This is a genomic window from Massilia sp. TWR1-2-2 (assembly GCF_049897565.1).
In the GTDB taxonomy this organism is placed as follows: Bacteria; Pseudomonadota; Gammaproteobacteria; order Burkholderiales; family Burkholderiaceae_D; genus JAFCUW01.
This window is the reverse complement of record NZ_JAFCWM010000020.1, coordinates 49036-64374: the sequence shown is the minus strand read 5'-3', so window position 1 is coordinate 64374 and position 15339 is coordinate 49036. Positions and strand designations below refer to the sequence as shown.

The window sequence follows — 15339 nt, the reverse complement described above, 5'->3', positions numbered from 1 at the left end:
AAAAGCGTTCCGTGTTGCATCGAACAGGTCAGGCCGTGCTGCGTCCCGGCCTGTTTTTTTTGCGTCGGCAGCGTGGCTTCACAATGGTCGAGCTGGTCGTCGTCATCGTGCTGGTCGGCATCCTTGGCGCCGTCGCAACAGCGCGCTATGCCGACCGCGGCAGCTTCGATGCGTCCGCCTACGCCGAGCAGAGCCGGGCGATGCTGCGCTACGGCCAGAAGATCGCAGTCGCCCAGCGCCGGCCAGTGTTCGTCGTGTTCTCCACTGGCCGCATCGCCTTGTGTTTCGATCTCGCCTGCAGTGTGGCCGGGCGGGTGCCGGGCGCCGGCGGCGCCAACAGCGGCAGCAAGGCGACCGTTGCCAGCTGCGCCGCGGTCAACTGGTACTGCGAAGGCACACCGGACACCTTGGCCTACACGCTGCAAGGCGCCAGCCCCGGCAGTTTTGCTTTCGATGGCCTCGGCGTGCCGTATGCCGCCGGCGACGCGATTGCGTCGGGTACGTCGAGCTTCCGCGGCCTGGTGGTGCGCATCAGTGGCGATGGCGCCAACCGCGACATTGCGGTCAGCGCGCAGACCGGCCATGTCCTGTAGCGGCCGGTGCCAGCGCGGCGTGACGATGATCGAACTGATCGTGTTCATCGTCATCGTGTCGGTGGCCGTGGCCGGCACCTTGGCGGCCATGCGGGTGAGCAGCGGGGCCACTGTCGATCCGCTGCGCCGCAAGCAGGCGTTGATGATTGCCGAAGGCGTCATGGAAGAAGTGCAGTTGGCCAAGTTCACGTATTGCGATCCGACCGCCGACAACGCGACCGAAGCGGCCAGCACGGCCGACTGCAGCGTGCCCGAGCGGGTCGGGCAGGGCGCCGGCGCCGGCGCGGCGCAGGAGCCGACCGGCCTGCGCCCTTTCGACAACGTCAACGATTACGTCGCCGCGTTCAACACGCCGGCGGCCGCGTTCGACACCGCCGGCGCCCTCAGCGACGCCAACGGCAACCCGCTCGATCTGCCAGGCTACACCGTGCGCCTGACCATCGTGCCGGAAGCGCTGCACAACATCGCGTCGGGCAACTCCGCCGCCGATGTCGGCAACGTGCTGCGCATTTCTGTGACCGTCAGCTACGACAACCAGACGCTTGTGCTGGACGGCTACCGCACGCGCTACGCGCCGAACTCGCCATGACGGCGCCGCGCCACCGCACCGGGCAGCGCGGCTTCACGCTGGTCGAGGCCGTCATCGTCATCGTCATCATCGGCGTCGTCGGCAGCATGGTCGCGCTGTTCATCCGCGCGCCGGTGCAGGCCTATGCCGACAGCGTGGGCCGCGCCGAACTGAGCGACACGGCCGACGTCGCGCTGCGCCGCATGGCGCGCGATCTGCGCCTGGCGCTGCCCAACAGCATCCGCGTGTCCGGCGATTCGCTCGAATTTTTGATCACCCGCACGGGCGGGCGCTACCTGTCGGCCGACGACGCAGTCGACGGTCTGAAGGTGCTCGATTTCCTCGACCCGGCCGAGAAAAGCCTGACCGTGGTCGGCCCGATGCCTGGCGCGGCAGAGCTTACGCCTGGCCGCGATTACTTTGTCGTCAATAACCTCGGTCCGGGCTTTCCGGCGGGCGACGCCTACGACCTGCTCAATCCGAAGCGCAACATCGCACGCGTCAGCTCGGCCGATGCGGCCGGCAAGCTGCTCGAACTCGACGACAATCCGTTCGCGCTGCAGGACGCGCCGTCGATCTCGCCGGACCAGCGCTTTTACATCGTCAGCGGGCCGGTGACGTATTACTGCGGCGTCGAGCCGGGCGGCACGCTGCGCCTGCTGACGCGCCAGTCCGGCTATCCGATCACTGTCAACCAGGTGGTCAACCCGGTGCCGGCGGGCGCCGCGTCCGGCGTGCGCGGCCTGCTGGCCTCAAACGTCCGCAGCTGCAGTTTTCAGTACGAGGCCGCCGTCAACCTGCGCAGCGCGCTGGTGATCCTGACGCTCGAACTGCAGCCGTACAACAGCACCGATGCCGTCATCCGGCTGGTGCACCAGGTCCACGTGGACAACACGCCATGATGCGCGCGCGCAGCCAGATCTACCGCCTCGTGCGGCGCAGCGCCGGCGTCGGCATCGTCACCGCCATCTTCCTGCTGGTGGTGCTGGCCGCGCTGGCGGTGGCGCTGGTCGGCATCTCCACCGCGCAGAACAGCGCTTCGGCGCTCGACGTGCAGGGCGCGCGCGCCTACCAGGCGGCGCGCGCCGGCGTCGAGTGGGGCCTGTTCCAGAGCCTGCGCAATCCGGCCTTCGTTTGCAACGGCAACACTTCGTTTGCCTTGCCTGCCAGCGGCAGCCTGCGCGGCTTTGTCGTCACCGTCAACTGCACTTCGGTGGCGGGAGCTGCCGGCGCGGCGCCCGGCAGCCCGGCCGCACAGCCGCGTTCGGTGCTGACGGCAACTGCGTGCAACCTGCAGGCGGCGCCCGCGCCATGCCAGAATGCAGGCAACAACGCCGACTATGTCGAGCGCCAGGTGAAGGTGATCCTGTGATGGCCGGCCTGCTGCAGGCGCGCATCGCCACGCTGCTGGGCGCTGTCGTGCTGGCGCTGGCGTGCGGCGCCGCGCGGGCCGACACGCCCCTGGCGATCTTCAAGAGCTTCGCCGGCAACGTCAATTTCGTCGGCACGCAGAAGACCATGCGCACCCGGGCCAACGGCGGCGGCAACGCCGCCAAGGCGTGCGCCGTGACGGCGTCCGGCACCGACATCAGCGCGGTGCTGTCGGGCATTCCGAGCGGGGCCACCGTGCTCAGCGCCCAGTTGTACTGGGCCGGTTCGTCGGCCACCCGCGACAATACCGTCACGTTCGACGGCGTCGGGGTGACGGCGCCGGCAAGTCGCCAGTATGGCTCGAACACCACCGGCGCCGGTTACGTGTATTTCGGCGGCGCGGTCGATGTGACGGCCCAGGTTGCCGCCAAGGGCAACGGCACCTATCGCTTTTCCGGCCTGACGATCAACAATGGCGCTCCATACTGCGATGTCGAAGGCGTGCTCGGCGGCTTCGCCCTGCTGGTCGTGTTCTCCGATCCGGGCGAGCCGTTCCGGCTGTTGAACCTGTACGAAGGATTCCAGTACGTCCAGAACGGCAGCATCACGCTCACCCTCGGCAATTTCCGCATGCCGACGCCGATCGGCACCGCCACGGCGCGCGTCGGCCACCTCAGCTGGGAAGGCGACCCCACGCTCAGCAGCAGCGAAGACCTCGAGTTCAATAACGTCGAGCTGGTCGATTCGCTCAATCCGGCGCACAACCAGTTCAACTCGTCGAGCAACGTCAACGACGACAACGCCTCGTACGGGATCGACTTCGACGCCTACACGATCGGCAAGCCCGGCATCGGCGACGGCCAGACCAGCGCCACGGCGTACTACCAGACCGGGCAGGATCTGGTGCTGCTGAACGCGCAGATCATCGCGGTACCGAACGTGCCGGCGGCCGACCTTGCCATTGCGATGACGCGCACAAGCGAGCTGGTGCTCGGCCAGAACGCCACCTACACGCTGGCCGTCAGCAATGGCGGCCCGAGCGTCGAGACCGGCCCGGTGATCGTCACCGACACCTTGCCGGCCGGGCTGTCCTTCGTTGGCAGCAGCGGCACCGGCTGGTCGTGCACCAGTTCCGGCAAAGTCGTCACGTGCAGCAACAGCGCCAGCCTGGCGGCGGGCGGTTCCTTGCCGACGCTGACACTGACGGTGTCGGTGGACGCCACCGGCACCCAGGTCAATACGGCCAGCGTCGAGGGCAAGCAGTTCGACTACATCATGAGCAACAACAGTGCCAGCGACAGCGCCATTGTCAGCGGGTCGGCAGCGTCGTACGTGTTTACCGACGCGGCCTGCCAGCATGGCGTCGCCTTCGGCGCCGCCCAGCAGCCATGCAAGCTGTTGGCGGGCGCCCCCGCCGTCGCCGGCGAAGCGACGCCATTGTTCGTGACGGCGCTGGTGAATGGCGTGCCGACGCGCCTGAGCGCCTCCGCCGACACGGTCGTCAAGATGGCGTTTGCGCTCAGTTGCATCCTTCCGGTCAGCGACGCCGGCGTCAAGGCCAACTACGCCGGTGTGCAGCTGCAGTTGTGCGGCGCCAACGGCGCCGTGCCGGCGGCGGCCGCTGCGCAATGGTCGCCGCTGGCCGACATGCTGTTCAAGAGCGGCGCGGCGTCGGCGGTGGCCAACGCCAGCTTCGACTATGCCGACGTCGGCAAGGTCCAGTTGTACTTGCGCGACGCCAGCGCGCGTGTGGTCGGCGCGCTGCCGTTCGTCGTCAAGCCTTCCTCGCTGGCGATCACCGCGGTCACCCGCAGCGCCGACGGTTTTGCCAACCCGCAGGCGACTACCGGCGCCGGCGCCGTCTTCGTCCGCGTCGGCGACCCGTTCACCGTGCGCGCTGCGGCGTTTACCAAGAGCGGCGCGCAGGCGCCCAATTTCGGCAACGAAGGGGAACTGCTGAAGCTCGTCGCTGCGCGCGGCGCAGACAGCGAGGTGCAGGCGGCGATGGTCGTCGTGAACGATCCGGGAGGCCAATTTACGGCCGTCGTCGGCGGCGTGTTCGTCGGCACTGAATTTACCATCGGCGACGCCGGCATCGTGACGCTGACACCGCTTCTGACTGACAATAGTTACCTCGGCGCCGGCGCGCCGGCGAGCGTGGCGACCTTGGTCGGCCGCTTCTATCCGCACCATTTCGATACCGTTGCCAACGCGGCGATGCAGTGCATGCCGAACATGGCTTGTCCGGCCAGCGTCAGCGGCGCGGCGTATTCCGGCCAGCCGTTCAGCGTTACCGTCATGCCGATGAGTGCGGCCGGCGCCGAGCTGAAGAACTTTAACGGCGTGCTGGCGCGCACGATCACGCTGACAGCGTTCAGCGCATCGGGCGGCGCGACGACCAATCCGGCCGGCGGAGTGCTTTCGGCCAACATGATCCCGACCACGGCGATGGTTGCCGGGCAGCCCATCATCGCCAAACCGGTCTACACGCTGCCTGTGCCGTTCAGCAACACGGCGCCGAGGGCACGCAACTGGACGGCGCCGACACCGGTGTTCGTGCGCGCCAGTGCCGCCGATACGGCCACGGTGACGTCGCCGCGCCCCGCAGGCAGTGTCGAAATCGGCGTGACGGTGGTCAGCGGCCGCCTCTCGCTGTCGAGCCCGCACGGGTCCGAGCTGCTGAAGCTGCCGGTGAAGGCGGTGGCGCAATACTGGGCTCCTGGCGGGCGCTGGGAAAGCAATGACAAGGACAATGTCTCGACCGTGCTGAGCGGCGGCATCACGTTTGCCAACTGCCGCAAGCAGCTCGGCACTCCCTGCAACCTGGCGCTGCTCGGCGTTACCGCCAGCGCGACCCTGACGATGAAGAATGGCGCCACGCTGTTCTGGTTGCGCGCCCCGGGCGCCGGCAATGTCGGCAGCGGCGAGTTCCAGATGAATAATCCGCCCTGGCTGCCGAGCACGATCGGGCGCGCCGTGTTCGGTATCTACAAGAGCCCGCTGATCTACGTGCGCGAGGTGTATTGAACGGGGCATTACCAGCCCGCACCAGCGTGCACTTGGCACATATTTTTTTCCATGATGCAAAATTTGTATATATTCTGTGTAAAACATGAATATAATCAACTATCTACCGCGTGAAGTTAATTGGATTACTAACATTTCCGACTGCAGGCATGTTTTTTCTTAAGAAAACCAGGAAAAGTGACGGTTGGCTGAGCTTTGCCTTGCTCGCCGACGGCATTGCTGCCGCCAGCGTGCGGTGCGCGCCGTCGGCCCGGCCGGCAGTGGCCATCAGCCACTTCGCGCTGGGCGGCAATGGCGCCGATGCGCTCGACAAAGTCGGCCGCGAACTGCACGCCAGCCAGTACCGCAGCGTCGTCTTGCTCGCCGGCGGCGAATACCAGATCGTCACCGTCGACGCGCCGAACGTGCCGGCCGACGAGTTGCGCACGGCGGTGCGCTGGCGCCTGAAGGACATGCTCGACTTCCCGGTCGACGACGCCACCGTCGACGTGCTCGATATTCCGGTCGACACCAGCGCCGCGGTGCGCGCCAGTCACAGCCTGTTCGCGCTCGCCGCGCGCAACAGCATTATCAAGCCGCGCCAGGAACGGTTCACCGCCGCCAAGATCGGGCTCGACGCGATCGACATTCCGGAAATGGCGCAGCGGAACATCTCGGCCATGATCGAGCCCGAAGGGCGCGGCGTGGCCATGCTGTCGTTCGGCGACGACGGCGCCTTGCTGACCGTGACGTTCATGGGCGAGCTGTACCTGTCGCGCCGCATTGACGTGCCGCTGGCCGACGTGCTCGATGCCGATTTCGATCGCAAGCATGCCAGCTTCGACAAGATCACGCTGGAAGTGCAGCGCTCGCTCGACCACTTCGACCGCCAGTTCCACTTCATCAGCGTGGCCAGCCTGGTGCTCGCGCCGAGCGGCGCCAGCGGCCTCGAAGAATACCTGTCGAGCAACCTCTACACGCCGGTGTCGACGATGGACCTGGCCGACGTGTTCGACCTGGGCCAGGCGCCGCAACTGGCCGGCGCCGCCGAGCAGCAGCGCTTTTTCCTCGCCCTCGGCGCCGCCCTGCGTCACGACGAGTCCGAGCCGGGCCAGCAGATCAATCTGTTCAATCCGCTGTTTCGCAAGCAGACGCAGTTGTGGACCACGCCGGTGCTGGGCCAGGCGCTGGCGGCCGTGCTGGTCGGCGCCTTGCTGACGGCCTGGTATGCCAATCAAAACGTTGCCACGCTGCAACGCGAAGCCGAGTTGGGCCGCCAGATGCTGGCACAACGCGAAGTGCGCCTTGCCAAAGTGAAGGCCGAATTTGCGCCGCGCGGCAAAAGCGCGGAGGTAGCGCTCGACCTCGCCGAAGCCGAAACGCGCCTGCAAGCGTTGCGCGACGCCGCCGCCGTGCTCGAGCGCGGCGAACTGGGCAACACGATCGGATTTGCCGGCTACTTCAAGGCGCTCGCGCGCCAGCAGCTTGCCGGAGTCTGGCTGACCGGCGTGTCGATCGGCGCCGGCGGCACCGACCTGGCGGTGCAGGGCAGGGCGCTCGACCCGGCGCTGGTGCCGGCCTACCTGGGTCGCCTGACCAAAGAGCAGGTCATGCGCGGCAAAGCGTTCGGCAGCCTGAAGATCGGCCCGCCGGCCGCCGCCGGCGAGCCGGGCGCAACAGCGGCGCGATTCGTCGAATTCAACCTCGAGTCGACCATGGCGGAGGTGGCCAAATGAAGCAGCGCCTGCACCTGTTCGTTGCCCGCGTCGACGCCCTCATCGCGCGCGAGCGGGCCATGCTGTTCGCCGCCGCGGCCGTGTCGATCGTGTTTCTGCTGTTCGCGCTGGTGCTCAATCCCATGCAGGTGAAACGCGACGCGCTGCGCGCCGAATTGAACCAGCAGAAACGCGCCATCGCCGCCATCGACACCGCCATCACCCAGCAGGTGCAGATTTACGCGCTCGACCCGGATGTCGCGGCGCGCACGCGCCTGGCCACGCTCAAGGCCGACAGCGAGCAATTGTCCACCAGCTTGCGCGCCATGCAAAAAGGCCTGGTGCCGCCGGAGCGCATTGCGCCGCTGCTCGAAACGATCCTGAAAGCCAACGGCCGCCTGCAGATGGTGGCAATGGCGACCTTGCCGGCCACGCCGGTTGGCGCCGCCGTGCGCGTCGGCGCGCCGGCCGCCACCGCTGCGGCGTCGCTCCCGCCGCCGCTGCTGTACCGCCACGGCGTCCAGCTGACAGTGCGCGGCAACTATCTCGACATGGTCCATTACCTCGATGCACTCGAAGCGATGCCCACGCAGCTGTTCTGGGGACAGGCCGGCTTGCAGGTCGAGGAGTATCCGAACGCGCGCCTGAGCTTGACCATCTACACCCTGAGCCTGGAGCGCCGATGGATCACGCTATGAAACGCGCCGTCTGGTTTTCGGTGCTGCTCCATGCCGGCGCCGGCGCTTCGGCGCAGGCGCTGCAGGACCCGACCCGTCCGCCGGCATCGATGATCAAGCCGCAACCTGGCGCCGCCGCTGTTGCCGACGCGCCTTCCGCGCCCGTGCTGCAGTCGGTGCTGGTCGCGCGCGAGCCGGGCGGGCGCCAGGTCGCGGTGATCGACGGCGAGGCAGTGCGCCTCGGTGGCGCCTTCCGCGGCGCCGTGCTGGTGCGCATCAGCGACGGCGAAGTTGAATTGCAACGCGGCCAGCAGCGCCAGGTGCTCAAGCTGTTTGCCGGCCCGGCCAGCATCCCGATTCCCCGCTCCAAATGAGAAAGTCCAGCTCCAGCATGCATACTTACCTGATGACAGCGGCCGCGATCTCGCTGGCGGCCAGCCTGGCCGGTTGCGGCAGCGCCACGCCCAAGCGCGACACCTACGACGCCATCAATGCGCAGATCGCCGCGGCCGCGCGCCAGGCGCCCGTCACCGATGCGGCCGTTGCCGACGCGCTGATGCCGCCGGTGGCGGCGCTGGCCGGCCAGCTGCCGAAGGCGCGCCAGGCGCTCGACGAGCGGTTCAACGTCGCCTTCAACAACGTGCCGGCGCCCAAGTTCTTCCACTCGATCGTTGCCGGCACGCGTTACAACATGCTGGTGCACCCTGAAGTGTCGGGCATCATCAGCGCCAACCTGAAAGATGTCACGCTGATCGAGACGCTCGACGCGATCCGCGAGATGTACGGCTACGACTACCGCATCGACGGCACCCGCATCTCGATCCGCCCGCTGACGATGCAGACGCGCATGTTTCACGTCAATTACCTGGTCGGCAGCCGCAAGGGCTCGTCGAACCTGCGGGTGTCGTCGACGTCGGTGGCGAACGCGGGCGGCTCGAATCAGGGCGGGCAGAATAACCAGAACGGCCAGAACAACCAGGGCGGCGACCAGGGCGGCGCCAACCGCGTCACCCAGAACGACAGCACCAACGTCAGCACGACGACGGCGAGCGATTTCTGGGGCGACCTGAAGGCCGCGCTCGACGCCATCGTCCGCTCCGGCGGCAAGGACGGCGGGCGCAGCGTGGTGGTCAGCCCGCAATCGGGCGTGCTGGTGGTGCGCGCGATGCCTGACGAACTGCGCAGCGTCGACCTGTACCTGAAGGCGACCCAGCTGTCGGTCGACCGCCAGGTGATCCTCGAAGCGAAGATCCTCGAAGTCGAACTGAACGACAGCTTCCAGAGCGGCATCAACTGGGCCGCTTTTGGCGCCAACGGCAATTCACGCGCGTCGGCCGGCCTGCTGTCGCCAGGCACGGCGCTGGCGCGGCTGCCGGTGCAGCTGCCGCCAGGCCAGGCGCCGCTGATCCAGAACGGCAGCGGTCTTGCCTCGGCGACCGGCTTCTCGCTGTCGAATGCGGCGGACGCGGCCAACTCGCTGTTCGGCCTGGCATTCCAGACCAGCAATTTCGCCGCGCTGATTTCCTTCCTCGAGTCGCAGGGCACCGTGCACGTTCTGTCGAGCCCGCGCGTGGCGGCGATGAACAATGAAAAGGCCGTGCTGAAGATCGGCACCGATGAGTTCTTCGTCACCGGCGTGAGCACCGTCACCAACACCAGCGCGGCCGGCAACACGACGTCGCCGAACGTGACCCTGACGCCGTTCTTTTCCGGCGTGGTGCTGGACGTGACGCCGCAAATCGACGACCGCGGCAACATATTGCTGCACGTGCACCCGTCGGTCAGCCAGGTCACCACCGTCACCAAGTCGATCAACCTCGGCAGCGTCGGCAACTTCAACCTGCCGCTGGCGGCGTCATCGACGTCGGAGATCGACAGCATGGTGCGCGGCCAGAACGGCAAGGTCGTCGCCATCGGCGGCCTGATGCGCCAGTCGTCGACGTCCGACCGCGGCCAGATTCCCGGCGCCGGCAACCTGCCGCTGGTCGGCGCGCTGTTCGGCAACCGCAGCAACGTCAACCAGAAGCGCGAACTGGTGGTGCTGATCAAGCCGACCATCGTCGAAGGCGCCAGCAGCTGGAACGCGGACCTGCTCGACGCCGGCCGCCGCATCGAGCAACTCGATCCTTCCGCGCGGGGACGCAAGTAACATGTACACCGCACACTTCGGCCTGCGCGAGATGCCGTTCAGCATCACGCCCGACACCAGCTTCTTCTTTACCAGCGCCCATTCGCAGGAAGCGCTCAACACCTTGCTGGTGGCCGCGCGCGGTGGCGAAGGGTTCATCAAGATCATCGGCGAAGTGGGCACCGGCAAGACGCTGCTGTGCCGCAAGTTCATCGCCACCCTCGGCGACGATTTCGTCACCGCTTACATCCCGAATCCCTACCTCGAGCCGCGCACCTTGATGCTGGCGCTCGCCGACGAACTCGAACTCAAGCTCGACAAGGATGTCGACCAGCATCAACTGCTCAAATCGATTACCCACAAGCTGATCGGCTTCGCCGCGCAGGGCAAGCGCGTGCTGCTGTGCCTCGACGAGGCGCAGGCGATCCCGGTGGAAAGCCTGGAAGCGCTGCGCCTGCTCACCAATCTGGAAACGCAAAAGCGCAAGCTGCTGCAAATTGTGTTGTTCGGCCAGCCCGAGCTGAACCGTAAGCTGGCGCTCGATTCGATCCGCCAGCTGGCGCAGCGCATTTCGTTTCACTATCATCTTGGGCCGCTGCGCCGCGACGACCTCGAGTACTACCTGGCGCACCGCCTGCGCATCGCCGGCTTCACCGGTTCGCGCATGTTTACCAAGGGCGCCATTGCCAAGCTGTTCGCCGCCAGCGGTGGCGTACCGCGCCTGATCAACATCATCGCCCACAAGTCGTTGATGCTTGCTTACGGGCAGGGCCGGCACGAAGTGGAACGCAAACACATCGCCATTGCCGCGCGCGACACCTTGCCGCCGAGGCGGCGCCTGTGGCCATGGATGGCCAGCGCGTCGGCAGTGGCCGCCGTGGCCAGCCTCGGCTGGGCCTTGATCCGATGAGCCTGATCAACAAGATGCTGCAAGACCTGGACGCGCGTGGCGGCGTGCCGACCACGGCCGGCTCGCCAATACACGTGCGGCCCGTAGTCGCCGAGCGGCGCCGCACGCCGTGGCTGCTGGCAGGCGCGGCGGCAGTGGCTGTCGCGTTGGCCGGCGCCGGCTACGTCGGCTGGCGCATGCTGCAGCGGCCCGCGCCGGTCACGGCCGTTGTCGTGCCGCCGGTCCCGGCGGTACGCACGGTGCTGCTGCCGCCGATGATCAAGCCGGCGCCTGTCGCTGTCGTCAGCGAGCCGGCCGCAGCGGTTGCCAGCGAGCCGGCGCCGGAGTCCTTGCCGGCGTCCAGGGAAGCGGCGCCGCGTGCGCTTGCGCAGCCGGTCGAGGTGGTCGAGGCCGCGCCGCGCCCGACCCGCAAGCAACTGCGCGAGGAAAAACTGCGTGAACAAAAATTGCTTGCCGAAGAACAGCGCACAGAAAAACGCCGCCTGGCGGCCGAGCAGCGAGAGGCGCCGGAAAAAGCCGAGCAAGCGGGCGCGGCGGTTCGCCACGGCATGGGCGTCCCGCAACGTGCCGAGGCGGAATACCGCCGCGCGCTGGTCACCCTGCAGGACGGGCGCGCCGGCGATGCCATCGCCTCGCTCGAACAGGTGCTGCGCACGGATCCGCGTCACGAGGCGGCGCGCCAGACCCTGGTCAGCCTGCTGATCGAAGCGGGCCGGCCCGATGAAGCGGCGCGCCAGTTGCAGCAGGGTCTGGGTGCCGATCCGCGCCAGCCGACGCTGGCCATGTTGCTGGCGCGGCTGCAGATCGAGCGCGGCTGGACCGGCATCGAGACCTTGCAGCGCACCTTGCCTTACGCTACCGGCAACGCCGAATATCATGCCTTCCTGGCCAGCGCGCTGCAGCGCCAGGCCCGTCACCGCGAGGCGGCCGAGCAATTCCAGGCGGCGCTGCAAACGATGCCGAATAACGGCGTCTGGCTGATGGGGCTGGGCATATCGCTGCAGGCGGATAAACGCAACAAGGAAGCCTTCGACGCGTTCCAGAAAGCGCGCGCGTCGGCCAACCTGACGCCGGACCTGCAGGGGTTTGTCGACCGCAAGGTGCAGCAGCTTTCCCACTGATCTGATCGAAGCGCTTTTAGGTCTGATCGTCGCCGACGTCGTCCTTGTCGCCAGGCCGTGTGCCGCGCCCTTTTTCGCGCTCGCGCTGGCGCAGCACGTCAATCATCACATTGAAGGTGCGCGACAGGCGGCCAATTTCATCGTTCGACGTGACGGCGATCGTCGCCCGGTCGTATTCGCCGTCCTTGAGTGCGGTGGCTGCCTGCGTCAGCCGCGCGATTAGCCGCACAATACTGCGTGCAAACAGCACCGCAAACACCATGAACAGCACGCCGACCATCACCACGCTTTGCAGGACATTCGAAAACAGCTGCTGCAATGGCGACTCGAATACGTCGCGCGATTCGGTCAGCGCCACCACCCAATCCTGCCCCGGTACCGGCGCATAGCCAGTGTGCTCCTCCGTCCCTGACAGCGTCGCCAAGTAACTCAGGCTGCCCGGCTGTCTGGCTTTGATGAGCGTGCGCGCCAGCACCGGCATGCCCAGGCTCTCGATGCGCGGCTGGCCAAAGCGCTGATCGGCGGCGATGCGCTGCTGCGCGCTTTCGCTAAGTGTATCGAGGCTGTGATTGATCTTGGCCGCATCGCGGTAATGAATCAGCAAGCCGTCGCCATCGATCATCAGCGGCACCCGGTCGGTACCGCGCGTGGCCGCATGCACGATGCCGTCGAACGTTGCAGCCTCGATGCGCATTACCAGCACGCCAATGACGACCCCGCCCTCGTCGACTACCGGATGGGCGTAATACATCCCGCGCCCGCCGGGAATGACGCCCCTGATAATACTGGTCTGCCAGGCGCGTCCGCGCATCGGCTGCCTGAAGTATTCGCGCGAACTGAAATCCCTGCCCACCAGCGCCGCTTCGCTCGCGATGAGCGCAATGCCCTTGGAATCGACCAGCGAAATCAAATGAAGGTTTGGATTTGTCTTGACCAGCACGCCAGGCTTGGCGTCGGCGTCCTTTTTGCGCGCGGCGTCGGGCTGTTTCAGGTAATCGATCAAGTCCTCTTCGGTGGCGAGAAGCTTCGCCAGATTCTCGTAATCGATGATGAGCTGGGACAGGCGCCCCGCGGTGCTTTCGGCCATGCGCGTCAGGTTGCGCATCTCGCCGGCCGACACCGCTCGGACCGAGCCGTTCAGGTTGTAGTAGGCGGTAATGAGCATCGGCAGCAACGCCGCCAGCACCATCGCCGCCGCCATCTTGACCACCATCGGCCACGAGGAGAGGTGGAGCAGGGCGCGTAGGAAATGTAGCGAGCGCCTGGCGAACAACTTCGGCGAATTGATCAGCGCGCGAAAACTTTCGTTGGCGAAGCGCGGCGCGGCCTCGCCGTCGTTCAATGCGTCGCGCAGTGCCAGGCTAACGGCGTGCGACGCACTCAGTTTCTGCGAGAAAGCCCGCAGGTCCTGCGGCCGCGCCACCGGGTCCGCTTGCCGCGCCCAGTCGACCGCGGCCAGGAACGCATCGCTGAATCTGTCTTGGCCCGCTTGCTGCGCCGGCATCATCTGCGCCGCGCCGCTGGTCCGGGCCAGCGCCGCCGGCGGCTTGGTGCCGGAAATTATCCAGTACAGCGTGGCGCCGAAATCGAGCAGCACCAGGCTGCCGTCGTCCTTGCGCACGTAGATGTTGTCGGGCTTGATGTCGCGGTGCAGGAAACCCGCGGCGTGCACCACGGCCAGCCCATCGAGTAGCGGCTGCAGCAAGCCGAGCAGCTCAGCTTCGCGGACGCGCTTGCGGCCCGGCCGCCGTCGCTCGATGGCAACTACCCTTTCCAGCGCTGCGACTCGTCATTCCAGTACGGGCACGCGAAGCAGCGCGGCTGATGATTTTTCGCCGTCAGGTGCGCCGGCCTCTTCCCTGTTGTCCATGGCATGACTTTCACCAATGCAGCAACCAATCGGCGGTCAGCCGTCACCAACATACGTTTCGCGACCGCCGCCTCGGCAGGAGCGACTTTTGTGATCGCTGTCTCTGTCTGTCTCATCCTGCGTTGAAGAAGAAATATATGATATCAACTGCGATATCGGGGCCCACCTATCACGGCTGATAGTGACGCATGAATCCTGGAAGGTGCGGCAACGTTGCAAATGGCATAATAAGCTGCCCGGCAATTGTCAGTGGCGGCTAGATGGTTTCACCATCGTTACTTCGCACCTTTAGGAGACAAAATGAAATTGAAAGCTACGATATTGGGCGTCGCCTTAACGGCTGCTTCCACGGCATTCGCGCAAAACAAGCCGGTAATTGAGTTTATCGCCACCGGCGGCACCATCGCCATGAAAATCGATCCTGTGAAGAAAGCACCGGTTCCTGCAATTTCTGGCGACGATTTACTGGCCACCGTTCCTGATATAGGCAAGTACGCCACCATCGAGGTCAACAACCTGTCGAACGTGCCGTCTGACTACATGGATCCGCCGCGCTGGATCCAGCTGACGAAGGCAGTACAAACGGCGCTGGCGCGTCCCGAAGTATCTGGCGTGATCGTCTCGCACGGTACCGACACGCTGGAAGAAACCGCCTACTGGCTGGATCTGACCGTCAACTCGAGCAAGCCCATCGTCCTGATTGGCGCACAGCGAAACGCCTCGTCGGCGGACTTTGACGGCCCGCGCAACCTGCTCAATGCAGCCCGTATCGCTGTCGACGCGCAGTCGAAGGACAAGGGCGTCATGCTGGCGATGAACAACCAGATCAATGCTGCGCGCTACGTGACGAAGACCCATACCGGCAACGTGGAGACGTTCAATTCAGGCGACTTCGGCTTCATTGGCGAGGTGTACCCGGATCGCGTAACGTATGCCAGCGCGCCGATGCGGCGGCAGCATATTGCGATCAGCGCCGACAAAATGCCGACGGTCGAAATCGTCGCGATGTACGGCGGCGCTGATGGCATGGCCCTGCGCAGTGCCGTCGACCGCGGCGCCAAAGGAATCGTCGTGCAGGCCTTGGGTATGGGTAACATGAACGAGCCGATGTATGAAGCCGTCAGGTATGCGCTGTCGAAGAAAGTGCCCGTGGTCGTATCCACCCGAGTCCACAATGGACGGGTGCTGCCAAGTTACGGCTTTGTCGGGGGAGGCAAGACGACGTTCGACGCTGGCGCTGTCATGGCCGATGATTTGAAACCGGCCAAGGCACGCATTCTGCTGATGCTGCTACTGCAGAGCGGCGTCACGAGCCAGGCCGACTTGCAAGCTGCTTTCAACAAGTAAGCCGACGGAACACCCCGCAAGCGTTGCCTTGCG

Annotated in this window: 13 protein-coding genes; 12 read left to right on the top strand and 1 reads right to left on the bottom strand. The window is 66.0% G+C overall.

The annotated features are described in order from the left end of the window. Positions 1-11: 11 nt before the first annotated feature. From ACP7DD_RS18585 to ACP7DD_RS18535, 11 genes are all read left to right on the top strand, one after another. A complete protein-coding gene (locus tag ACP7DD_RS18585) occupies positions 12-593 on the top strand; it encodes a prepilin-type N-terminal cleavage/methylation domain-containing protein (protein WP_426176282.1) in 582 nt (193 codons plus the stop codon). Continuing rightward, positions 541-1182 (top strand): type IV pilus modification PilV family protein, encoded by a 642-nt coding sequence (locus ACP7DD_RS18580; protein ID WP_426176281.1) that lies wholly within the window; start codon positions 541-543, stop codon positions 1180-1182. The genes ACP7DD_RS18585 and ACP7DD_RS18580 overlap by 53 nt, the downstream gene beginning before the upstream one ends. Beyond that, a complete protein-coding gene (locus ACP7DD_RS18575) occupies positions 1179-2063 on the top strand; it encodes a PulJ/GspJ family protein (protein WP_426176280.1) in 885 nt (294 codons plus the stop codon). The genes ACP7DD_RS18580 and ACP7DD_RS18575 overlap by 4 nt, the downstream gene beginning before the upstream one ends. Next, on the top strand, positions 2060-2533 hold the full coding sequence (locus ACP7DD_RS18570) for an agglutinin biogenesis protein MshP (protein WP_426176279.1): 474 nt from the start codon (positions 2060-2062) through the stop codon (positions 2531-2533). The genes ACP7DD_RS18575 and ACP7DD_RS18570 overlap by 4 nt, the downstream gene beginning before the upstream one ends. After that, positions 2533-5559, top strand: a complete 3027-nt coding sequence (locus ACP7DD_RS18565; RefSeq protein WP_426176313.1) for a DUF6701 domain-containing protein — start codon at positions 2533-2535, stop codon at positions 5557-5559. Before ACP7DD_RS18570 ends, ACP7DD_RS18565 begins: the two co-directional genes overlap by 1 nt. A gap of 149 nt (positions 5560-5708) precedes the next feature. Then, on the top strand, positions 5709-7274 hold the full coding sequence (locus ACP7DD_RS18560; RefSeq protein WP_426176278.1) for a hypothetical protein: 1566 nt from the start codon (positions 5709-5711) through the stop codon (positions 7272-7274). Beyond that, positions 7271-7951 carry a type II secretion system protein GspM gene (gene gspM, locus ACP7DD_RS18555; protein WP_426176277.1) on the top strand — a complete coding sequence of 227 codons (681 nt, stop codon included), beginning with the start codon at positions 7271-7273 and terminating at the stop codon, positions 7949-7951. The genes ACP7DD_RS18560 and gspM overlap by 4 nt, the downstream gene beginning before the upstream one ends. After that, the gene (locus ACP7DD_RS18550; RefSeq protein WP_426176276.1) at positions 7936-8304 is read left to right on the top strand and encodes an MSHA biogenesis protein MshK; all 369 of its coding nucleotides are present in this window, start codon (positions 7936-7938) and stop codon (positions 8302-8304) included. The genes gspM and ACP7DD_RS18550 overlap by 16 nt, the downstream gene beginning before the upstream one ends. Before the next feature lie 17 nt (positions 8305-8321). Beyond that, entirely contained in the window at positions 8322-10079 is a 1758-nt protein-coding gene (locus tag ACP7DD_RS18545) for a secretin N-terminal domain-containing protein (RefSeq protein ID WP_426176275.1), read from the top strand. A 1-nt stretch (position 10080) separates the two neighbouring features. Then, entirely contained in the window at positions 10081-10968 is an 888-nt protein-coding gene (locus ACP7DD_RS18540; protein WP_426176274.1) for an ExeA family protein, read from the top strand. Then, positions 10905-12089 (top strand): tetratricopeptide repeat protein, encoded by a 1185-nt coding sequence (locus ACP7DD_RS18535; protein WP_426176273.1) that lies wholly within the window; start codon positions 10905-10907, stop codon positions 12087-12089. The genes ACP7DD_RS18540 and ACP7DD_RS18535 overlap by 64 nt, the downstream gene beginning before the upstream one ends. Positions 12090-12105: 16 nt before the next feature. Here the strand turns inward: ACP7DD_RS18535 and ACP7DD_RS18530 are convergent, their stop codons facing one another. Continuing rightward, a complete protein-coding gene (locus ACP7DD_RS18530) occupies positions 12106-13848 on the bottom strand; it encodes a cache domain-containing protein (RefSeq protein WP_426176312.1) in 1743 nt (580 codons plus the stop codon). Between the two features lie 411 nt (positions 13849-14259). Between ACP7DD_RS18530 and ACP7DD_RS18525 the strand changes: the two genes are divergently transcribed. Further along, the gene (locus tag ACP7DD_RS18525) at positions 14260-15306 is read left to right on the top strand and encodes an asparaginase (protein ID WP_426176272.1); all 1047 of its coding nucleotides are present in this window, start codon (positions 14260-14262) and stop codon (positions 15304-15306) included. The last annotated feature ends 33 nt before the right edge of the window (positions 15307-15339 follow it).